This window comes from Rhodococcus sp. NPDC057529 (assembly GCF_042802055.1).
GTDB lineage: Bacteria > Actinomycetota > Actinomycetes > Mycobacteriales > Mycobacteriaceae > Rhodococcus_F.
In genome coordinates this window covers 153144-170337 of sequence record NZ_JBHVEY010000019.1, presented here as the reverse complement: position 1 = coordinate 170337, position 17194 = coordinate 153144, and the positions used below count along the sequence as shown (strand labels likewise).

Annotated in this window: 16 protein-coding genes and 1 pseudogene; 8 read left to right on the top strand and 9 right to left on the bottom strand. The window is 66.6% G+C overall.

Going from position 1 to position 17194, the window contains the following annotated elements; genetic code table 11:
• Positions 1 to 114: pseudogene (locus ACFU5V_RS31460) on the top strand (methylmalonate-semialdehyde dehydrogenase); the annotation flags it as partial.
• An 83-nt stretch (positions 115 to 197) separates the two neighbouring features.
• Positions 198 to 590, top strand: a complete 393-nt coding sequence (locus ACFU5V_RS31455; protein ID WP_378703790.1) for a tautomerase family protein — start codon at positions 198 to 200, stop codon at positions 588 to 590.
• Between the two features lie 70 nt (positions 591 to 660).
• Here the strand turns inward: ACFU5V_RS31455 and ACFU5V_RS31450 are convergent, their stop codons facing one another.
• On the bottom strand, positions 661 to 1473 hold the full coding sequence (locus tag ACFU5V_RS31450; protein ID WP_378703789.1) for an alpha/beta fold hydrolase: 813 nt from the start codon (positions 1471 to 1473) through the stop codon (positions 661 to 663).
• A 63-nt stretch (positions 1474 to 1536) separates the two neighbouring features.
• On the opposite strand from ACFU5V_RS31450, the gene ACFU5V_RS31445 reads away from it, so the two are divergent.
• The gene (locus ACFU5V_RS31445) at positions 1537 to 2202 is read left to right on the top strand and encodes a TetR/AcrR family transcriptional regulator (protein ID WP_378703787.1); all 666 of its coding nucleotides are present in this window, start codon (positions 1537 to 1539) and stop codon (positions 2200 to 2202) included.
• Between the two features lie 24 nt (positions 2203 to 2226).
• On the opposite strand, the gene ACFU5V_RS31440 is transcribed toward ACFU5V_RS31445, so the two are convergent.
• A complete protein-coding gene (locus ACFU5V_RS31440) occupies positions 2227 to 3513 on the bottom strand; it encodes a Glu/Leu/Phe/Val dehydrogenase dimerization domain-containing protein (RefSeq protein WP_378703785.1) in 1287 nt (428 codons plus the stop codon).
• 186 nt (positions 3514 to 3699) lie between these two features.
• On the opposite strand from ACFU5V_RS31440, the gene ACFU5V_RS31435 reads away from it, so the two are divergent.
• Positions 3700 to 4623 (top strand): LysR family transcriptional regulator, encoded by a 924-nt coding sequence (locus ACFU5V_RS31435; protein ID WP_072946813.1) that lies wholly within the window; start codon positions 3700 to 3702, stop codon positions 4621 to 4623.
• Positions 4624 to 4648: 25 nt separating this feature from the next.
• Here ACFU5V_RS31435 and ACFU5V_RS31430 read toward each other — a convergent pair whose 3' ends face one another.
• The gene (locus tag ACFU5V_RS31430; RefSeq protein WP_378703783.1) at positions 4649 to 5122 is read right to left on the bottom strand and encodes a GbsR/MarR family transcriptional regulator; all 474 of its coding nucleotides are present in this window, start codon (positions 5120 to 5122) and stop codon (positions 4649 to 4651) included.
• A 131-nt stretch (positions 5123 to 5253) separates the two neighbouring features.
• Between ACFU5V_RS31430 and ACFU5V_RS31425 the strand changes: the two genes are divergently transcribed.
• The 4 genes from ACFU5V_RS31425 (at position 5254) to ACFU5V_RS31410 (ending at position 10659) form a co-directional block, all read left to right on the top strand.
• On the top strand, positions 5254 to 6816 hold the full coding sequence (locus ACFU5V_RS31425; protein ID WP_378703781.1) for a GMC family oxidoreductase: 1563 nt from the start codon (positions 5254 to 5256) through the stop codon (positions 6814 to 6816).
• A gap of 32 nt (positions 6817 to 6848) precedes the next feature.
• Positions 6849 to 8282, top strand: a complete 1434-nt coding sequence (locus tag ACFU5V_RS31420) for an aldehyde dehydrogenase family protein (RefSeq protein WP_378703779.1) — start codon at positions 6849 to 6851, stop codon at positions 8280 to 8282.
• A complete protein-coding gene (locus ACFU5V_RS31415) occupies positions 8279 to 9430 on the top strand; it encodes a M20 family metallopeptidase (protein ID WP_378703778.1) in 1152 nt (383 codons plus the stop codon). The genes ACFU5V_RS31420 and ACFU5V_RS31415 overlap by 4 nt, the downstream gene beginning before the upstream one ends.
• Before the next feature lie 83 nt (positions 9431 to 9513).
• Entirely contained in the window at positions 9514 to 10659 is a 1146-nt protein-coding gene (locus ACFU5V_RS31410; protein ID WP_378703776.1) for a Glu/Leu/Phe/Val dehydrogenase dimerization domain-containing protein, read from the top strand.
• Here ACFU5V_RS31410 and ACFU5V_RS31405 read toward each other — a convergent pair.
• Genes ACFU5V_RS31405 through ACFU5V_RS31380 form a run of 6 tightly spaced genes read right to left on the bottom strand, consistent with a single transcriptional unit; the run spans position 10595 to position 17181 of the window.
• Complete coding sequence (locus ACFU5V_RS31405; protein ID WP_378703775.1) at positions 10595 to 11965, bottom strand: MFS transporter; 1371 nt, start codon at positions 11963 to 11965, stop codon at positions 10595 to 10597. The two genes, ACFU5V_RS31410 and ACFU5V_RS31405, sit on opposite strands and share 65 nt — an antisense overlap.
• A 45-nt stretch (positions 11966 to 12010) precedes the next feature.
• The gene (locus ACFU5V_RS31400; RefSeq protein ID WP_378434514.1) at positions 12011 to 12376 is read right to left on the bottom strand and encodes an HNH endonuclease; all 366 of its coding nucleotides are present in this window, start codon (positions 12374 to 12376) and stop codon (positions 12011 to 12013) included.
• A gap of 55 nt (positions 12377 to 12431) precedes the next feature.
• Positions 12432 to 14165 (bottom strand): CocE/NonD family hydrolase, encoded by a 1734-nt coding sequence (locus tag ACFU5V_RS31395; protein ID WP_378703773.1) that lies wholly within the window; start codon positions 14163 to 14165, stop codon positions 12432 to 12434.
• Between the two features lie 22 nt (positions 14166 to 14187).
• A complete protein-coding gene (locus tag ACFU5V_RS31390; RefSeq protein WP_378703771.1) occupies positions 14188 to 15129 on the bottom strand; it encodes an MBL fold metallo-hydrolase in 942 nt (313 codons plus the stop codon).
• 1 nt (position 15130) lies between these two features.
• Entirely contained in the window at positions 15131 to 16057 is a 927-nt protein-coding gene (locus ACFU5V_RS31385; RefSeq protein ID WP_378703769.1) for an alpha/beta hydrolase, read from the bottom strand.
• Complete coding sequence (locus ACFU5V_RS31380) at positions 16054 to 17181, bottom strand: FAD-dependent oxidoreductase (RefSeq protein ID WP_378703768.1); 1128 nt, start codon at positions 17179 to 17181, stop codon at positions 16054 to 16056. The genes ACFU5V_RS31385 and ACFU5V_RS31380 overlap by 4 nt, the downstream gene beginning before the upstream one ends.
• Positions 17182 to 17194: the final 13 nt, after the last annotated feature.

Sequence of the window (17194 nt, the reverse complement as noted above, 5' to 3'; positions counted from 1 at the left end):
CACGCCCACGGCGCCGAAGGCGTCCACTTCTTCACCCGCGGCAAGGTCGTCACCACCCGCTGGCTCGACCCCAGCCACGGCGGCCTCAACCTCGGCTTCCCCCAGAACAACTAGACCCCCAATCACCTGTGCGGGGCGCGGATCTCGGACCGCGCCCCGCGCAGGCCCCCACCCACCACACGTTCGAGGAACACGTCATGCCACTCGTCCACATCCACGTCATCGAGAACAAACGCACTCCCGAGCAGCTACGCCGCCTTGCGGACGTGGTGCAGGATGTGATGCTCGAACACTTCGCCGCACCCGATCGAGACCGCTACCCACTCATCACCGAACACAAGCCGGGCCAGATCATTGCCGAAGACACCGGGCTGGGGTTCGAGCGGACCGACGACATCGTCGTCGTGCAGATCGCTCAACAGGGCAGAAGCGTGGACCAGAAGACGGCGATGTACCGGGCACTGGCTGACCGACTTCACATCGAGACCGGTGTGGCACCAACCGATGTGATCGTCTCGGTCGTCGAGAACACGCGCGATGACTGGTCTTTCGGCAACGGAATCGCCCAATTCGTAGAAGGTCACCTCTGACCGACACCGACACGTGCGCAAGCGGTGCGGCGGGAGTCGACGCAAGAACCCCGGATCAGCGGACTGATCGCTACCTTGACGCCGTAGGCCCGAAGAAGGCCGCGAACGTCCGGATCAGCTGGGCCGAGGCGCGATTGATGCCGTCATGGCCCCCGCGGAGCGCTGCCGCACGGCCGTGGGGCAGCGCAGCAGCAAGGGCATCGTTGAGTTGCTCGTAATAGGGCGGTCCGTCCGCACCCCTCAGCAACAGAACGTCCGCAGTCACCCCCGCCCAGCGGCTCGGCGGACCGTCGGCGCGTGCGATTGCCTGCGACTCGTCCAACGTCATGGGCAACAACGCACCCATGGTGCGCCCGACGGAAGTGCGCAACAACAGTCGGCTCATAGCGATCTGCACGCCCAGTGGCAGGGTGCTCGCCCGCGACTGGGTGTTGATGCCGGCCCCGGTGATCGCCATCGCGCGTGCGACGTCGCCGTCCCGGGCCGCTGCCCTGGCGCTGTCCAGCCATTGTGCGGGGAAAAGTCCGTTCACGGACACTGCTGCGTCGTAGAGCGCGAGACGCGCGATGGGCAGTTGCAGGGCCGCGGTCAGGGCGATGAACCCACCGCTGCTGTGGCCGATGACGTCCGTTGCGCCGGTGTGTTCGAGCACCGTCCGCAGGTCGTCGACGTCCTGCTGAACGTCGTAGGGCTCCGAACGGGGCGGCGCATCCGCGCGTCCGCGTCGGTTGTACAGATACACGGTGAACCTGTCCGACAGTTTGCGCGCCAGTCGGCGATAGGAATCGATCGTCACCCCGCCGCCGTGAACGACCACCAGAGCGGGGCCGTCACCAACCGCGTGCAGGACGACGTCGCCCGCTCGTTCAACCCGCTCGTGCATCGCATGCCTCCCTGAGTGCATGCACAACAATAGCAAACAGTGTTCGCAGTTTAGGATTGTGAGGTGAGCGACGACCCACATCGACCCCACGAACAGAAACCCCCTGCTGGGGAGACACCGCCACGCCGACGAGGCCCGGTCCCCGCGCACAGCCGCGACGACATCGCCTCCGCCGCAATAACACTCACGGATCACGAAGGCTTGGCCGGTCTGTCCATGCGGGCCGTGGCCGCGGCGCTGGGCACCGGTGCAGCGTCGCTGTACCGGTACGTGGCATCGCGTGACGAACTTCTCGCGCTGATGACCGATCACGTCATGCGCGAACTCCGCCCGTACCCCACCGGCCATGATCAGTGGCTGGACGCCATGCTCGAGATGTCACGTCGACAGTTGCACCTGTATCGGCGTCACTCCTGGCTCGTCGACGTCACGCAGCACTCGCCCGCATTCGGTCCCGAAGCCCTGGCCTGGCTGGACCACTGCCTGCAGGTACTCGAACCAGTCACGGCCTCCGGTCGGGCGAAATTTGAAGCGATCGCGATGGCAACGGGGGTCACGACGTTGTTCGCTCGCACCGAGCTCGCCTCACAGCCCGCACTTCCCCCGATCGACAGCCATACGTATCCGCACCTGGCCAGGGCGATCTCCGCTGACGCAACTCCTGCGCCCACCGATCGGGACCTCTTCGAGGATGCCTTGCGCAGCCTGCTGGTCGGTCTGCTGTCCTGAGAGCGGAGTCGTTCGCCGGACCCTTCACGGGATGGTGAGCGGCACTGCCAGTGGATCGCCCGGTGCCGGCGCGCGGCGGTTGGCCGCGGCGAGGTCCCACGCGGTGTGCCGTGGCGTCACGCCGTCCAGCATCCATTGGCCGAGCAGCAACGCGACCTTGGCCAGCATCTCGGTACGCAGCCGATGGAACGAGTCCTCCGGGTCTGCGCCGACGTGACCGAGCAGCACCCACCAGGCCCAGGCGACTGCTCCGGCATTGGCAACGAAGTCCGGGACCACCGGAATGCCCCGGCCGGTGAGCACCGCCTCGGCCTGCGGGGTTGTCGCGGCATTCGCAGCTTCGATCACGACCTTCGCGGCGACGTGGTCGACGTTGTCCGCCGTGATCGCATAGGAGATCGCGGCCGGGACGAGGATGTCTGCCGCAGTGGCGATCACGGCCGCTCTCGGCAACCGCTGAACATGCGAGGGGACGCGAGTACGGTCGATCTCGCCGTAGCCGTTCCGCAGGTCGAGCAGCGCGGGAACGTCCAGGCCGTCGGGGCAGTACAGCGTGCCGACGGCGTCGGCGACAGCAACCACGCGCATACTGGCCTCGTGCAGATACCAGGCCGCGCCGCCCCCCATGGTGCCGATGCCCTGGATTGCCACCGTGGTGGCGGCCGGAGCCCATCCACTGGCATTCACGGTACCGATGCAGGCCTGCGCGACTCCGTAACCGCCGATCACATCGCCGAGCAGAAATCCGCCGGACACCGGGGCGTTCAACGCGGCCCGCACCCGGCGCAGAGTCCTCTGCGGATCTTCCGCACGGCTGATCGCCGCATGGTAGGACTGCTGAAGACCCAGCCGCGCGAAGACGTCGTCGATCAGATGCTGCGGCACCCCCAGATCCTCTGCGGTCACCCAGTGGGCGTCCAGCCACGGGCGCATCGCCTGACAGAACCGCTCCAGCACACCGACGGCGCGGGGGTCCTTCGGGTCGAAGTCGATGCCGCCCTTCGCGCCGCCGACGGGCAGGTCGAATACCGCGGTTTTGGCAGCCATACCGCGGGCCAGGTCCTCCACCTCCGAGATCGTGCAGCCTGCCCGCATACGGGTGCCCCCGGTGGCCAGGCCGGACACCAACGTGTGCACGACGAGGTAGCCTCGCGCTCCGGTGACCGGATCGGACCAGGTCATACGCAGCAGGGGATCACCGCTGCGCGCGGTCGCCGCGTCGACCCGACGCTGCGGCGCCGTGTTCTCACGGTGGTCGTACTCACGGTGCTCGGGGGTGCGCCCGAACCCGGATTCCGTCGTCGTCGTCACCTCGAGTTACCCCAATCGTCCTCGGAAGATCATCGCCGTTTCGGCCATTCGGCCGATGACGTCAGAGTGCGCGCCCCGGTGACCAGGCGTCCAGTTAAGAATTTTGAATGATTGCGTTCACGCTTTCTACACAGCGCGACGCGTGGTCCGATTGGACGGTTCGGACCGGATGCATAGGGTGGGGGCATGGAGCTGTCTCTGCGCCGGTTGCGGATGCTTCGGGAGTTGCATCGCCGAGGCACCGTGACAGCCGCCGCGCAGGCCTTGCACTACACCACGTCCGCGGTATCGCAACAGCTCACCCAGCTCGAACGCGACGTCGGCGCAAAGCTATTCGAGCGGCGCGGCCGGCGGGTACAGCTCACCGAGATCGGTCTTCTCCTCGCCGAGCACGCTGAGGAGATCATGCGATCGGTGGACCGTGCGACGTCCGCCCTCGAGCAAACGCAGGAAGGCGTCACCGCCCGTTTGACCGTTGGTGTGTGGGCGTCCGTCGCGTCGGGCCTGCTGCCGAGTGCGCTGTCGTTGCTGGCCGCCGAACATCCCGGCATCGAGGTGCGGACGAAGGAACTCGCGCCGGAGGACACGGCAGTGGCAGTGCGGGACGGCTCGCTGGACTTCTCGTTCGTGATCAACTATTCCGACTACCCGATGCCGTGGGACCCGGAGTTGACCCGAGTGGTGATCGCGGTGGAGCGACTGCACGCAGCGCTGCCACCGGGCACGGTGTCCGCCAGAACCATGGCGTTGGCGGATCTCGCCGAGCATCCCTGGATCCTCGCGGGACCCACGTCGCATTTCGGCCGCGCGGTCCGCTCGGCCTGTCAGCGTTGCGGATTCGAACCCAAGATCAACCATGAGGTCGGCGAGCAGGCGACGGCACTCGCGATGGTGTCCGCGGGTCTGGGGGTCACCCTCGTCTCCGATCTCGGACTGACGCTGCGCCCGCCGGGCATGGACGTCGTCGCGCTCACCGAACCGGTCATGCGGACGATCTCCATCGCCCATCGGGGGACGGAAGCGCACCGCCAGCCGCTGCAACTGGTGATCGACGCCGTGCGGGCCGCGGCGGCCGCACAGGGGCTCGCCGCGCGGTCGCCGTACCCCTAGCCGACGACGACGCCTGCCTGTCGGGTCAGGGTTGCGCAGCGTTGAACGCCGCCGTGTACTCCGCGAGGAGCGACTCGAGTCGGCTGACCATGAAGCTGTAGTACTCGTGCATCGCGTGGAAGCGGGCGCGCTGTTCGGGCGGGAGGTTCTCTCCCCGGGTTCGGGCACTCTCCGCCAGCGCCAGCAGTTCGGTGGTCTGCTCGAGTTGGTGCTGTAAGCATCCGATCCAGGCATCGTCGCGCCAACGGTAGACGAACTGGCGACTTCCGGGCTCCTTGAATCGTTCGACGGTGCCGGTGGTCATGAGCAACCGAGTTGTCTCCGACACCGATCCCTTGCTCGCATCGAGCGCATCCTGCAATTGCGCCATGGTCATCGGCGCCTCGCTGAGGATCAGCACGCCCGCGGCTCGACCTGCCATGGGGGGCCAGCCCATCGCACCGCCGATATGCACACCGAAGTCCTCGATGAGGGAAGCCCTCTTGTCGCTGTCGGACACCGCCACCTCCATTCGATCAATTTAAAATGAACATTCACTCTTGACTGAACACTTCGCCTACGGAATCCTACTCGGCAGGACCCGGGCGCTCCCGGAGACCTCATTCGCGCAACTCGTTACGGAGGTTTGCTGTGACCGAAACAGGCTGGGACGTCATCGTGGTGGGTGCAGGTTCGGCGGGGGCCGCGCTCGCTGTCCGATCCGCCGAAAAAGGCAAGCGGGTGCTGCTCCTCGAGGCAGGACCGGACTATCGCTCCGCGCACATGCACGACGCGTGGCGGTCACCCAACCCGATCAGAGCACTGCTCGACCCGACGGCGACCGAAAATCTGGTCTGGCCGGGGCTCGACGCGGCGCGGACAGAGAAACAAGAGCCTGCACCCTACTGGCGCGGTCGAGGGGTCGGCGGCAGCTCCTCGATCAACGGACAGATCGCGATTCGACCCCCGGTAGAGGACTTCGACGATTGGGTCAGCTGGGGTTGCGCGGGTTGGGGACCTGACGACGTCCTGCCGTACTTCGCCAAGCTCGAGGACGACGAAGAGTACGGCGACGAGGTCTATCACGGCCGAGGTGGACCGACTCCGATTTACCGCATGCCCCAAGAGAATTGGGGATCCGTCGACACCGCGCTGAGCCGGGCTGCACTGTCCGCCGGGCATGCTTGGGCCCCGGACGTCAATGCGCCCCACGCGATAGGAGTATCGCCCTACCCGATCAACTCACGATCCGGGCGCCGAGTATCCGTCAACGACGCCTACCTCGAGGCAGCACGCGAATCCTCGACCCTGACCATCCGCGGCAACGCCCTGGTCGACCACGTGCTCTTCGCCGGAGACCGCGCGATCGGTGTCCGGATCATCGTCGACGGCACCGCTGTGACGGAGCACGCCGACGAGGTGATACTCAGCGCCGGCGCGGTCCACTCTCCGGCGATTCTCATGCGCTCCGGAATCGGACCGTCCGGGCATCTGCGCTCGGTGGGGATCGAGGTGCGCCAAGATCTTCCGGTCGGCCGAGGTCTGCAAGACCATCCGATGGCGGTGGTGTCGATCCCGCTGATCGACGAGGCGGGGATCCAAAGCCCCGACGACCGGCACACCAACGTCTGCGTCCGCTACACGAGCGAGCCCGGCGCCCCCACCGGCGACATGATGTTCGTGTCGCAGAATCAGAATGTCGTTGCAATGGCCAACCCTGACATGCGTGCGCTGGCAGGTGCGTTCGGTGTCTGGGTGAACCAGGCGTACTCCCGCGGTGTGTTGACGCTGTCCTCGGCCGACCCGGCGGATCAACCCCAGGTTCACACCCGGATGCTCTCCGACGAGCGGGACCTGTCCCGTTTGCGCGACGGGATTCGCAACCTGGTCGAACTCGCCCGCGACCCGGCGGTCGCCGCCATCACGCATGGGCCGCTCGTTACCGAGAACAGGGCCCTGTTCTCGGTGCTCGACAGTGACAGCGAGCTCGACGACTACTTGCTCGCGACCGTGAGCGATGTCCAGCACGCCACCAGTACGTGCCGAATGGGTGCACCTGGAAGCGCGGACACCGTGGTCGACCCGTCGTGTCAGGTCCTCGGAACCGACGGGCTGCGGGTGGTCGACGCATCGATATTTCCGTCCGTCCCGCGGGCCAACACCAACCTGACGGCGATCATGGTCGGCGAGCTCATGGCCGACCGCATTCGCTAACTCGTAATCACAGGGAAGGCAGTACCTTTCACATGAAGACCTTGCAGAACTTGATCGGTGGAAAATGGGTGGACTCCCACAGCGTGTCGCTGCACGATGTGGTGAACCCCGCCACCGAAGAGGTGATCGCACACTACCCCGGAGGATCGGCCGACGACGTCGACCGCGCCGTCGAGGCAGCAGTCGAGGCGCAGCCCGGGTGGGCGGAGTTGCCGGTCGCCGAACGGGTGGAATACCTGACACGGTGGGCCGCGGAGATCGCCGAACACACCGAGGAACTCGCGGAGCTCGAATGTCGGGAAATGGGAAAGCCGGTCGCCCTCGGCAGAACCTTCATCGAAGGTGGTGTCCAGGGGTTTCGGACCGCGGTCGAAGAGGCTCTGACCTATCCCTTCGTCGAAACCCTCCCCTCCGCGGACGGCGGCGGAACGACGATCCTGCGTCACCCGCTCGGCGCCACCGCCGTCATCACCCCGTGGAACTTCCCCGTGCCGATGGTGCTGGGTGCGCTCGGGCCGCTCCTCGCCTCGGGCAACACCGTCGTGGTCAAGCCGTCCGAACGCTCACCACTGTCCACCGCTCGACTGTTCGAGCTGTCGACGCTGCCTCCAGGCGTGGTCAACCTCGTCCTCGGTGACGCCCGAGCCGGGGCACCGCTCGTCGAGCACGGACAGATCCGGCTGGTGCACTTCACGGGTTCCGTCGAGGCCGGTCGCCGGATCGGCGCTGGAACCGGTGGGCGATTGTGCCGGTCGGTCCTGGAACTCGGCGGCAAGGACCCGGTCATCGTCGACTCCGGGGTCGACCCTGTCGCAACCGCTGCCGCGATCGCCTTCGGCGCGTTCGTCAACACCGGACAGATCTGCACGTCCATGGAACGTATCTACGTCCACCAGGACATCGCCGAGGCGTTCGTCGACGCCCTGGTCGACATTGCATCCACCTACACCCTCGGTGACGGCCACGACGCCGAAACCGTGATGGGGCCGTTGGTCGATGCACGCCAACGCGACATCGTCCACGGGCACGTCACCGATGCCGTCGAGCGTGGCGCTCGCGTCCGCATCGGCGGCGTGATCCCGAAGCGGAAGGGGTTCTTCTACCCAGCAACAGTGCTCACCGACGTCGACGACTCCATGCTGGTGATGACCGAGGAAACGTTCGGCCCGCTCGCCCCGATCGTTGTCGTCCCCTCGTTCGAGGAGGCGCTCGAGCGCGCCGGCTCGTCACGCTTTGCGCTCGGGGCCACCGTCTACACGCACAACCCCGACCACGCCGCCGCAGCCGCCGGCATCCCTGCCGGGGTGACGTGGATCAATCAGTGGCAGGGCGGTGGCTCGGAGAGACTCTACGAGCCCGCAGGCGACAGCGGCATGGGCGCAACGGGCGCCCGAGCCGCGTACGACGCCGCAACCCGGCCCGCATCGATTCACACTGCCCCCGCAACTGCGTCCACAGGCTCATGACCCCGGCGGCCGTCGGAGCGAAGGCTTCCGTCGAGAACAGGATCCGACGGTGCGAACGGACACTCCTGGGATTGTCTCACCGCATCCACGCGAACCCTGAACTGGGATTCGAAGAATATCGAGCCAGCGAGTGGGTCGCCGACGAACTCCGCAGCGGGGGATTCGACGTGCAGCGCGGCTGCTACGACCTGCCCACGGCGGTGCGCGCCACCATCGGATCGGGTCCGGTGCATGTCGGAATCTGCGCCGAGTACGACGCTCTCCCCGAGATCGGGCACGCGTGCGGCCACAACATCATCGCCGCAGCGGGCGTCGGTGCCGCCCTGGGCCTGGCCGAATTCGTCGACGACTTGGGGTTGACCGTCACCCTCCTCGGCACCCCCGCCGAAGAGGGCGGCGGCGGGAAGATCCTCATGCTCGAACGCGGTGCCTTCGACGGTCTGCACGCGGCGATGATGGTCCACCCCGCCGCCGTCGAAATGGCGGCGATGCCCGGCACCGCCATTTCCCAGTTCGACGTTGCGTACAAGGGCAAGCCCGCCCATGCCGGGGCGTATCCCGAACTGGGGGTCAATGCCGCCGACGCGATTCTCATCGCGCAGGTGGCGATAGGTCAACTGCGCCAACAAACTCGGGGAACCGACCGCATTCAGGGCATCGTCACCGATGCCGGCACCGCCGTCAACGTGATCCCGGACAGTGCGGCCGGACGCTGGATCGTCCGTTCCGATACCGCGGAGGCACTCGCCACACTCACCGCGCGCGTGAAACGCTGCTTCGAGGCCGGGGCACTGGCCACCGGATGTGCAATGTCGATCACGCCCAGCGGACCCGACTACGCGGATTTGCGTCCGGACGCCACCCTGCTTGCCCTGTACCGCGCGAATGCAGAAGCCCTCGGTCGCAGCTTTCCCGACCTACCGGACGGAATGTCGGGTGCCGCGACCGACATGGGTAACGTCTCTCACGCCGTGCCCACCATTCATCCCATGCTCGGCCTGGACTGTGACCCCGCGGTCAACCACCAACCTGAATTCGCCGCCGCCTGCGTCGGTCCGGCAGCCGACAGAGCTGTTCTCGACGGAGCCATCGCAATGGCCTGGACCGCAGCGGATTTCGCAGAACAGCATCTGGCGATTCCTCACTGATTCACAAGAAGCTTTCGGCCCGGACGTCGAGCATCGTGACTGTGCGCTTCGGGCGAAGCAACATCTTCGAAAGGCATGACCGTATGAGACTCGACAAGACATTGTGCTGGGACGGCGAACTGACGGTGACGCGGCATGACAGGGAAACCGGGACGTCCTTCATCATTCGCTTGGACTCGACCCGACTCGGACCTGCCGCCGGTGGCACCCGCGCGGCACAGTACGCCTCCTTCGGTGAGGCGCTCGACGATGCCGGCCGACTCGCGGGTGCAATGACGTTGAAGATGGCCGTCAGCAACCTGCCGATGGGCGGTGGCAAGTCGGTCATTGCGCTCCCGGCTCCGCGCAATGAGATCGACCAGGGCACATGGAAACGCATCCTTGTTCTGCACGCCGAGAACATCGACAAACTCGGGGGCAACTACTGGACAGGGCCCGACGTCAATACCAACTCCTCGGACATGGACCTTCTCAACGACACCACCGAGTTCGTCTTCGGCCGCTCCACCGCGCGTGGCGGTGCAGGTTCCAGTGCATCAAACACGTCGTTGGGCGTCTTCGAGGCGATGAAGGCGACTGCCCTGCACCGAGGACTCGGGACGCTCGACGGTCTCACCGTGCTCGTTCAGGGCCTCGGCGCGGTCGGCAGCGGACTGGCCGTCCTCGCGTCGCAGGCCGGGGCGCGCCTCCTCGTCTCGGATACCGACTCCGAGCGGTTGGCCTGGGCTCGGCAAGCCGGTCACGATGTCGTCGAGATCGATGACGTCCGGTCCACGCCCTGCGACATTTTCGCGCCGTGCGCGATGGGCGGGGTAATCGACAGCGCGGTCGCCGGTGAACTGCCCGCCTCCGCAGTGGTCGGAGCCGCGAACAATATCCTTGCCGACGTCGAGGCGGGAACGATCCTCCACCAACGCGGTGTCTTGTACGCGCCCGACTTCGTCGCCAACGCCGGCGGCGCGTTTCACTTGGTCGGCCGAGAAGTCCTCGGCTGGAGCGAGGAGACAGTCGGAGCACGCACCCGACGCATCGGAGACACACTTGCCGAGGTCTACTCGATCGCCGAGAGCGAAGACATCGACACCGACCGTGCCGCGCGAATCCTGGCTCGTCGCCGGATCGAGACAGCAGGCACCCATCCCCCGCACACCCGAACCGCGGGGATCAGCGCGGACCCGAGGACGCGGGTACTGCCCACGCGCTCCCCTGTTCGCGATCGAGCACGGTGACCGCCTTGTTCTTCAGCCCGAAGATGTAGACCAGCAAGCTGACCCCGATCACGACCGTCACGTAGACGATGAACCAGCCGACGTGGCCGGCCGACTTCGACGCCTGGTACAGGAGCGGCGCCGTACCGCCGAACACGGAGTTCGCGAGCGCATAGCCCAGTCCCACACCCAGGGCCCGGATGTCGGCGGGGAACAGTTCCGCCTTCACGATCGCGTTGATCGAGGTGTACCCGGTGAGGATGATGTAGCCGACCGCGACCAGCGTGAACGCCGCCAGCGCCGAGGTGGTCTTCGGAAGGTAGGTGAGCAGGACGTAGGTGTAGAGAACCCCACCCACACCGAAGAAAATCAGCAGCGGCTTGCGCCCGACGCGGTCGCTGACGAGGCCGCCGACCGGCTGCAGCAGCAACAGCAGGATCAGTCCGAGCAGGTTGATCCACGTCGCCGTCAGCGCCCGGTCGTCCCCGAAGGTGGACTTCACGATCGCCGGCGCGTTGACACTGTAGGTGTAGAACGCGACCGTGCCGCCCGCGGTGATGAGGAACACCAGCAGCAGCGAACGCCAGTGTTCGGTGAACAACGCCGTCAAGGAACCCGCTGTCCGGTCTTCACCCGCACGGATGGCTTTCAGATGCGACTCGCTGAGCGACTCGTCCATCGACCGCCGAATCCACAGCACGACGAGGGCGGCGACGCCGCCGATGAAGAAGCCGATCCGCCATCCCCAATCGTGCAACGCGTCGACATCGAGAACGCTGAGCGCGATCAGGAGCGTGAACTGCGCGAGGACGTGACCGCCCACGAGGGTCACGTACTGGAACGACGACAGGAAGCCACGCCGATTCGCGGTTGCCGCTTCGGACATGTACGTCGCCGACGTGCCGTACTCGCCGCCCGTGGCAAATCCCTGCACGAGCCGGGCGACGACCAGAATGACCGCCGCCCAATACCCGATGGTGTCGCGAGTCGGCATGACCGCCACCAGGAAGGAACACGACGACATGATGGTGATGCTGAGCATCAGGGCCGCCTTGCGGCCACGACGGTCGGCGAACCGGCCGAAGAACCAGGACCCCACCGGTCGCATGACGAAGGTGACAGCGAAGATCGCATAGATGTACACCGTGGAGTTGGAGTCGTTCTCGTCGAAGAACTGCGCCTCGAAATACGTTGCGAAGACCGTGTAGATGTACACGTCGTACCACTCGACGAGGTTTCCTGCCGAACCCTTCATCGTGTTGAGCACCGCCCGCCGGGTGCTCGTCGGAGCGCGGGTTGGACCGGACGGAGTCGCGTCATCGATCATCCGTCGACGATAACGGATCGATCGACCACACCTGGTCGAGTCACATCAGTGACTGCTCCGGCAGCGTCGTAGTTGGCTGGACAGGTACCGCCTGGCACGGCGATGACCACCCACGTTCTCGAGTTCGATGTCCAACGCGTTCAGGAGCGTCGCGAGTAGGGTCGCCTGCGGAGCCCATCCGTGTCGGCGCCGGCACTGCGCGAGCCAGTCGACCGGACCGATGTGGCCACGGTCCGCGTTGCACCGCCGACACGCCGCGGCCTCATTGGCCACGATGCTGGGCCCTCCTTTGAGTCGCGGCACCAGATGTTCGGTGGTCGGCAGAATCAACGGCCCGAAACGCCGACCACACCACAGGCATCGCCCACCCTGCCGGTCGACGGCGAGGGCGAGTCGGGCGGTGCGGTCCACCAGCGATCGTGACCGAACGACTCGGCGAGCGCCAGTGCTCGGCCGACACATGTTGCTACACCTTCTCCTCCGACGTGTGCGTCGTGAACGGCAACACGAGGCGAGACGGGTGGGCGGCGTCCCGGTAGATCTTGTGGGTCACGGGACGACCGACCGGCAGATGGAACGCATCCGGTGGCAGCAGCGCGTTGTGCTCGTCCGCCATCGGTTCGGCGTTCGACAGTTCCGCCACCAGACGATGCCCCGGCCGGAACGTCGCGGCGAAGGGGTAGAGGCGCAGCACGTACTCCTCGATCGTCCCCGGCTCGACCGGCAGCGCTCGGGTGTGCGGGTGGTGCGGGTTGCCCTCGGTAGTGCGCTCGTCGAGTTCGCGGTGCGAGGCCTTGAGGTACCCGGACGTGATCAACTGGCGTCTCTCGTTCGGTGCGTAATCCCACAGGCGCAGAATGAAATTGGTGTCGGATTGGTCGATCTCCGCGAAGAGGTGCGCGGCTCCGGTGCCGATCAGTTCCGTGGGCTCCTCGAACGGCGCGGTCTCCCATCGCAGGATCTCGACCTTGTCGGTGACGGTCAGCGGCGCCTGATAGAAGCCGTCCGGGGCGGCGTACCGGGCGGCCATCGGTTCGGGGTCGGTGGACAACTTGCCGCGCGGCCGCAGATACAGCGACCGGTACTCCACGTCCTTCGGCGGCCACTGGTCGCCGGTGACCCATTCGCGCGCGCCCTCGACGTGGACGGTGACCGCCGGCTCGTCCATCACGCCGTTGTCGATGCCCTTGATCCAGTAGTCGTACCAGCGGAACATCTTGTCGTGTTCCTCGATGAACGGCCGCGACTGCATGGGTGGGTACGGGCCGATGTCGAGTTTCTTCGGTCCCTGCAGCGCGTCGAACAGCGCGATCGTGCCGTCCACCGTCCAGCCGCGACCCTGGTCGATCTGTAGATGGACGGGGATGTCGATGTTCGGGGCCAGCGTGATGGGGTTTCGTTCCTCGTACCACTCGCCGTCCAGGTCGTTCATCACGATGTCGAACCAGGCCTCGTGGTGATTCGGGTAGTTCAGCACGTGCACCAGGTTCGGCCAGGCGGCCACGTCCGGATCCTCCAGGCGCGCGGCGACACGCTTCCTCAGTTCCTCCGGGGAGCACGTCTCGACCATGCGGGATTTGACGCTGTCGGTGAACGCCCAGCCGGAGTCGCCGCCGCGGCCCTCGCGGGCGGCACGCGGCATGAACCACATGATGCCGCCGTGATAGGTGGTCTCGTAGAAGTCGAAGTGCCCGCCGCTGACGAAGATCGCTTTGAGGTGCGGCGGCCGCTCCGCGGCGGCGAGCACCTGCATCGACCCGAAGTAGGAGATGCCGATCATGCCGACGTTGCCGTCGCACCACGGCTGTTCGGCGACCCACTCGACGAAGTCGTACGCGTCCTGGCCCAAGGAGACGCCGCCGGCGTTGTAGTTGCCGATGTGCTCGCCTTCGGAGGCGCCGGAGCCGCGCAGATCGCCGATGACGTGGACGTAACCCTCTTCGACGACGCGGGCGATGTCGCCGGCTTCGATGCAGCCGTCCCACATCGGGGAGGGGCGACGCTGCGGCGGTGTGGTGAGGGCGAGTGCCTGCAGCTCTTTGCCGTACGGACTCAGGGCTACCAGCGCCGGCCGTGGTGTGTCGTCGACTCCGTGGTACGCGTCCGCGGCCAACTGGATGCCGTCTCGCATCGGGACGCGGAGATCCTTGCGGATGTGGATGGTCTGCCCACCCGCGTCGAACGTCTGGAATTCGGCCATGGGGCGCGACTCCTTTTCTGTGTCAGACTTTCTGGGTGTACTGCGTGCGGTAGCCGTGCAGCGTCGTGAAGAACGGGGACGGTTCGAGGGTGGGATCGCCGTCGTAGCCGAGGTCCTCGGCCACCGCGGTGAACGGCGAGTACGGCGAGTCGATCTCTGGTAGCCCCCCGCACACGCACCGCTGGGCGGCGCCGCGGACATCGCCTTCGATGTCGAGGCTTTCGCGGAGCGCTTCGGCGGCCTGGTCCCGGTCGAGTTCGACGCCGTAGGCGACCCCGTCCGCCCGCCGGTAGGGATGCCCGAGGTACAGGTGGTTCGGACGGATCTCGTCCCGCAGGTACTCCAGGCTCGACCGGTAGGCATCCGAATTCTCGTAGCCGGGGAATCCGTTGGCCGCTCCGTGGACCTGGACGGCGTCGCCGACGAACACGGAGTTCCGACCGTCCACGACGTAGGCCACCGATCCCGGCGTATGGCCGGGGATGGAATGCACCGAGACGGTGACACCTCCTCCGAGCGGCAGGGTCTCGCCGCCGCGGACCGGCATCGTCGGTTCCATCTCACCGGAGATGACGGCGTGCGTCGCCGCGATCTGCTTCGCCTCACCGTCGGGGTCGTGCAGGTACTGCCCGCGCACCGACAGGTACTCGTCGACGTGCGCCTGCCGTGAGCGCAGCAGGTGCGCGTCGGCCTCGTGGATGACGACCTGGGCGCGCCTTCCGGTGAGTTCCCACAGCGCGTGCGCCCCGCCGATGTGGTCGATGTGACCGTGGGTCAACAGGATCCATCGGACATCCTCGATACGGCGCCCAAGGGCCTCGAGGGCGGGCGCCATGCCCTCGGCGGGTGACGTCGCGATGCCGGTGTCGACGATCGCCGGCTCCGGAGCATCGATGAAGAAGCTGTACAGCCCGAACCGGCCCCACGGTGAGACGAGCGGGTGGATGGTCCCGTCCTTCGCCACGTCACTCCCCCGGCCGCGTCAGGAACTCGGCGGTCTCCTCGAACGCCCGGTGGAACTCGGGGATCCACGAGAAGTGCTGGACGAAGCCGTGATTGGCTCCCGCGTAGCGACTGACCGTGGCCTTCACCCCGGCCTCGTTCAGACGCGCGCCGTAGAGCTCGCCCTCGTCGCGCATCGGGTCGAACTCGGCGGTGACGATCAGGGCCGGCGGCAGGCCGGTGAGGTCGTCGCGTTTGACGGGCGAGACGCGCGGGTCGGCGGGGTCGGCGCCGCTGTCGAAATAGAACGCGTTGAAGGGTTTCAACCCGGCCGTCTCCACACCGTAGCCTTCGGCATTCTCCCGGAGGGAGTCGTAGCGGTCGATGTCGAAGTCCAGGTCCAGGGACGGAGAGAACAGCACCTGATGCGTGATGCGGTCGAACCCCTCGTCGTGGGCCCTCGCGGCGACGGCCGCGACGAACGTACCGCCGGAGCTGTCGCCCGCGATCGCAAGGGTATCGCCGTCCCAGTCGAGGCTCTCGCCCTGCTTCACGACCCAGCGGACCACCGCGTCGCAGTCGTCCAGTCCGGCCGGGAATTTCGCCTCGGGTGCGCGACGGTAGCCGACGGAGATGACCTTCAGTCCGGTTTCGCGGGCCAGGTTCCGGGCGACGTGGTCGTGGGTGTCGAGGCTTCCGAGGAAGAACGCGCCGCCGTGGAAGTAGACGAGCACCCCGAACGAGTCGGCCTCGACCGGGGTGTAGATGCGGATCGGCACCGCACCCACGCGTGTGTGCGCAGTCGTGTCCTCGACGGTGTGGAGGGGCAGTCGCTCGTCGATCGGTGCGACCTGCGACTCTTCGATCGCGCGCAGGACTGCCGGGTCGAGCGAGTCCGGCGGAGCCGGCAGTGTGCCGAGGGCCTGGGCGATGGCGGGGTGAAGGGTCATCGTGTCGCCTCTGTCCGAGTGGTGGACTTCTGCCCCGGGAAGACGTCGTCGACCTCGTCCTCGGTCCAGCCCTGACGGGAGATGCGCTGCAGTTCGTCGGTGACCGGTTTGCGGGTGGCCTGGTAGAGCGCCAATGCCCCGGCGACGGTGTCGGCGTCCCGCAGGGCGTCGGCGAGTGCGCCGGCGTCGAGGATCGCCGAGTTCGCGCCCTGACCCTGGTGGTGCAGCATCGAGTGGGCGGCGTCGCCGACGAGGACCGCCGAATCGGAATGCCACGTGTCCACCGGGTCGATGTCGTACACGCCGCGGGTGTTGACAAGGCTCATGTCGAGGTCTCGAGTGATGTCGACGATCCTCGGGTCGAAGCCGTCGACGGTGGCGAGCATGTCGTCCTTGGATACCTGTGGCGCCCAGTCGCTGTCGGGGCACAGGGCGGTGATGTCGAAGGAGACCTGGCCGCGGTGGCGCAGGGGCAGCAGGTATACCTTGGTGCCCTTGCCGATGTACATGCGGAGGTTGTCGTCGACGACTATGCCGTGGGCGTCGGCGATGTCGATGACGGCGCGGTAGGCCCGCTCGCCGGAGAACACCGGTTCGTTGTCGCCGAAGAGTTGTCGGCGCACGACGGATTTGATGCCGTCGGCACCGACCACCAGATCCGCTTCGGCGGTCGTGCCGTTCGTGAAGGTGAGCAGGGAACGCTCGCCGCGGTCATCCACGGTGGCGAGTTTGTGGCCGAGTTCGACCATGCCGCCGGGCAGGACGCTCACGAGGGCCTCGATGAAGTCACCGCGGTGGATCAGGTGAGTATGGGTCTCGACGGTGTACTCGTCCATACCCGGCCACGATTCTTTCATGATCGGTTCGCCCGTGGCGGTGAGGATCTCGAAGTAGTCGCTCGGTGAGCTGACCTTCGCAATCGCGTCGAAGATGCCCCACTGGCGGAAGCAGTCCATGGTGGAGGGGCGCAGGCCGATGCCGGCGCCGACCTCACGGATCTCGGTGGCCTGCTCGTACACGGTGACGTCGGCGCCGAGCAGGCTGAGGGCCTTGGCGGATGCGGCGCCGGCGTACCCGGCGCCGATGACGGCGACGGTCAGATTCTTCAGGTCCGAAGATTGCATGATTCTCGTCCTA

What these genes read in the sequence shown, in the direction of transcription:
- ACFU5V_RS31435 (WP_072946813.1), top strand. Translation starts at nt 3,700, where the DNA reads ATGGAGCTGTCTCTGCGCCGGTTGCGGATGCTTCGGGAGTTGCATCGC.
- ACFU5V_RS31385 (WP_378703769.1), bottom strand. Translation starts at nt 16,057, where the DNA reads ATGACCCTTCACCCCGCCATCGCCCAGGCCCTCGGCACACTGCCGGCT.
- ACFU5V_RS31455 (WP_378703790.1), top strand. Translation starts at nt 198, where the DNA reads ATGCCACTCGTCCACATCCACGTCATCGAGAACAAACGCACTCCCGAG.
- ACFU5V_RS31405 (WP_378703775.1), bottom strand. Translation starts at nt 11,965, where the DNA reads ATGATCGATGACGCGACTCCGTCCGGTCCAACCCGCGCTCCGACGAGC.
- ACFU5V_RS31450 (WP_378703789.1), bottom strand. Translation starts at nt 1,473, where the DNA reads ATGCACGAGCGGGTTGAACGAGCGGGCGACGTCGTCCTGCACGCGGTT.
- ACFU5V_RS31380 (WP_378703768.1), bottom strand. Translation starts at nt 17,181, where the DNA reads ATGCAATCTTCGGACCTGAAGAATCTGACCGTCGCCGTCATCGGCGCC.
- ACFU5V_RS31395 (WP_378703773.1), bottom strand. Translation starts at nt 14,165, where the DNA reads ATGGCCGAATTCCAGACGTTCGACGCGGGTGGGCAGACCATCCACATC.
- ACFU5V_RS31410 (WP_378703776.1), top strand. Translation starts at nt 9,514, where the DNA reads ATGAGACTCGACAAGACATTGTGCTGGGACGGCGAACTGACGGTGACG.
- ACFU5V_RS31420 (WP_378703779.1), top strand. Translation starts at nt 6,849, where the DNA reads ATGAAGACCTTGCAGAACTTGATCGGTGGAAAATGGGTGGACTCCCAC.
- ACFU5V_RS31415 (WP_378703778.1), top strand. Translation starts at nt 8,279, where the DNA reads ATGACCCCGGCGGCCGTCGGAGCGAAGGCTTCCGTCGAGAACAGGATC.